The 3,116-nt window shown below is 58.0% G+C and carries 2 rRNA genes; both read right to left on the bottom strand.

Annotated features, from left to right (window positions below):
- Positions 1-1,245 (bottom strand): 23S ribosomal RNA (locus tag AB0L75_RS43995); the annotation flags it as partial.
- A 305-nt stretch (positions 1,246-1,550) separates the two neighbouring features.
- A 16S ribosomal RNA gene (locus AB0L75_RS44000) occupies positions 1,551-3,076 on the bottom strand.
- Positions 3,077-3,116: the final 40 nt, after the last annotated feature.

A 3,116-nucleotide genomic window follows, 5' to 3' on the forward strand; every position in this document is an offset into this window, starting at 1 on the left:
CTTGAGCCCCGCTACATTGTCGGCGCGGAATCACTAGACCAGTGAGCTATTACGCACTCTTTCAAGGGTGGCTGCTTCTAAGCCAACCTCCTGGTTGTCTGTGCGACTCCACATCCTTTCCCACTTAGCGTACGCTTAGGGGCCTTAGTCGATGCTCTGGGCTGTTTCCCTCTCGACCATGGAGCTTATCCCCCACAGTCTCACTGCCGCGCTCTCACTTACCGGCATTCGGAGTTTGGCTAAGGTCAGTAACCCGGTAGGGCCCATCGCCTATCCAGTGCTCTACCTCCGGCAAGAAACACACGACGCTGCACCTAAATGCATTTCGGGGAGAACCAGCTATCACGGAGTTTGATTGGCCTTTCACCCCTAACCACAGGTCATCCCCCAGGTTTTCAACCCTGGTGGGTTCGGTCCTCCACGAAGTCTTACCTCCGCTTCAACCTGCCCATGGCTAGATCACTCCGCTTCGGGTCTTGAGCGTGCTACTGAATCGCCCTATTCGGACTCGCTTTCGCTACGGCTTCCCCACCCGGGTTAACCTCGCAACACACCGCAAACTCGCAGGCTCATTCTTCAAAAGGCACGCAGTCACGAGAACGTGCAAGCACGTTCCGACGCTCCCACGGCTTGTAGGCACACGGTTTCAGGTACTATTTCACTCCCCTCCCGGGGTACTTTTCACCATTCCCTCACGGTACTATCCGCTATCGGTCACCAGGGAATATTTAGGCTTAGCGGGTGGTCCCGCCAGATTCACACGGGATTTCTCGGGCCCCGTGCTACTTGGGTGTCTCTCAAACGAGCCGCTGACGTTTCGACTACGGGGGTCTTACCCTCTACGCCGGACCTTTCGCATGTCCTTCGCCTACATCAACGGTTTCTGACTCGTCCTACGGCCGGCAGACCGCAGAAGAGAGATCCCACAACCCCCACGACGCAACCCCTGCCGGGTCTCACACGTCGTAAGTTTGGCCTCATCCGGTTTCGCTCGCCACTACTCCCGGAATCACGGTTGTTTTCTCTTCCTGAGGGTACTGAGATGTTTCACTTCCCCTCGTTCCCTCCACACTGCCTATGTGTTCAGCAGCGGGTGACAGCCCATGACGACTGCCGGGTTTCCCCATTCGGAAACCCCCGGATCAAAGCCTGGTTGACGACTCCCCGGGGACTATCGCGGCCTCCCACGTCCTTCATCGGTTCCTGGTGCCAAGGCATCCACCGTGCGCCCTTAAAAACTTGGCCACAGATGCTCGCGTCCACTGTGCAGTTCTCAAACAACGACCAGCCACCCATCACCCCGAACCAGAAGATTCGAGTGCACTGGGGCCGGCGACTGAGGAAAGTTCGTTCCCTCAGACACCCAACAGCGTGCCCGACACGACCAGCCAACCAGATCAGCGTTCCACGCCCCGAAAGGGCAGTACTAGCGCCTGGTCCATCCTGGACCGTGCCGAATAATCAACGTTCCACCCATGAGCAACCAGCACCGGACATTCGCCGATGTACTGGCCTCTGACCAGGCAAGCCCGGTAAGAAGTGCTCCTTAGAAAGGAGGTGATCCAGCCGCACCTTCCGGTACGGCTACCTTGTTACGACTTCGTCCCAATCGCTAGTCCCACCTTCGACAGCTCCCTCCCACAAGGGGTTGGGCCACCGGCTTCGGGTGTTACCAACTTTCGTGACGTGACGGGCGGTGTGTACAAGGCCCGGGAACGTATTCACCGCAGCAATGCTGATCTGCGATTACTAGCGACTCCGACTTCATGGGGTCGAGTTGCAGACCCCAATCCGAACTGAGACCGGCTTTTTGAGATTCGCTCCACCTCACGGTATCGCAGCTCATTGTACCGGCCATTGTAGCACGTGTGCAGCCCAAGACATAAGGGGCATGATGACTTGACGTCGTCCCCACCTTCCTCCGAGTTGACCCCGGCGGTCTCCTGTGAGTCCCCATCACCCCGAAGGGCATGCTGGCAACACAGAACAAGGGTTGCGCTCGTTGCGGGACTTAACCCAACATCTCACGACACGAGCTGACGACAGCCATGCACCACCTGTACACCGACCACAAGGGGGACCCTGTCTCCAGGGTTTTCCGGTGTATGTCAAGCCTTGGTAAGGTTCTTCGCGTTGCGTCGAATTAAGCCACATGCTCCGCCGCTTGTGCGGGCCCCCGTCAATTCCTTTGAGTTTTAGCCTTGCGGCCGTACTCCCCAGGCGGGGAACTTAATGCGTTAGCTGCGGCACCGACGACGTGGAATGTCGCCAACACCTAGTTCCCACCGTTTACGGCGTGGACTACCAGGGTATCTAATCCTGTTCGCTCCCCACGCTTTCGCTCCTCAGCGTCAGTAATGGCCCAGAGATCCGCCTTCGCCACCGGTGTTCCTCCTGATATCTGCGCATTTCACCGCTACACCAGGAATTCCGATCTCCCCTACCACACTCTAGCTAGCCCGTATCGACTGCAGACCCGAGGTTAAGCCTCGGGCTTTCACAATCGACGTGACAAGCCGCCTACGAGCTCTTTACGCCCAATAATTCCGGACAACGCTTGCGCCCTACGTATTACCGCGGCTGCTGGCACGTAGTTAGCCGGCGCTTCTTCTGCAGGTACCGTCACTCTCGCTTCTTCCCTGCTGAAAGAGGTTTACAACCCGAAGGCCGTCATCCCTCACGCGGCGTCGCTGCATCAGGCTTTCGCCCATTGTGCAATATTCCCCACTGCTGCCTCCCGTAGGAGTCTGGGCCGTGTCTCAGTCCCAGTGTGGCCGGTCGCCCTCTCAGGCCGGCTACCCGTCGTCGCCTTGGTGAGCCATTACCTCACCAACAAGCTGATAGGCCGCGGGCTCATCCTTCACCGCCGGAGCTTTCCAACCTCCCAGATGCCCAGGAGGCTCGTATCCGGTATTAGACCCCGTTTCCAGGGCTTGTCCCAGAGTGAAGGGCAGATTGCCCACGTGTTACTCACCCGTTCGCCACTAATCCACCCCGAAGGGCTTCATCGTTCGACTTGCATGTGTTAAGCACGCCGCCAGCGTTCGTCCTGAGCCAGGATCAAACTCTCCGTGAATGTTTTCCCGTAATCGGGATGAACACCACGAGAGCGGTGC

Origin of the sequence: Streptomyces sp. NPDC052101, from assembly GCF_040680235.1 — a bacterium.
Lineage (GTDB): Bacteria > Actinomycetota > Actinomycetes > Streptomycetales > Streptomycetaceae > Streptomyces.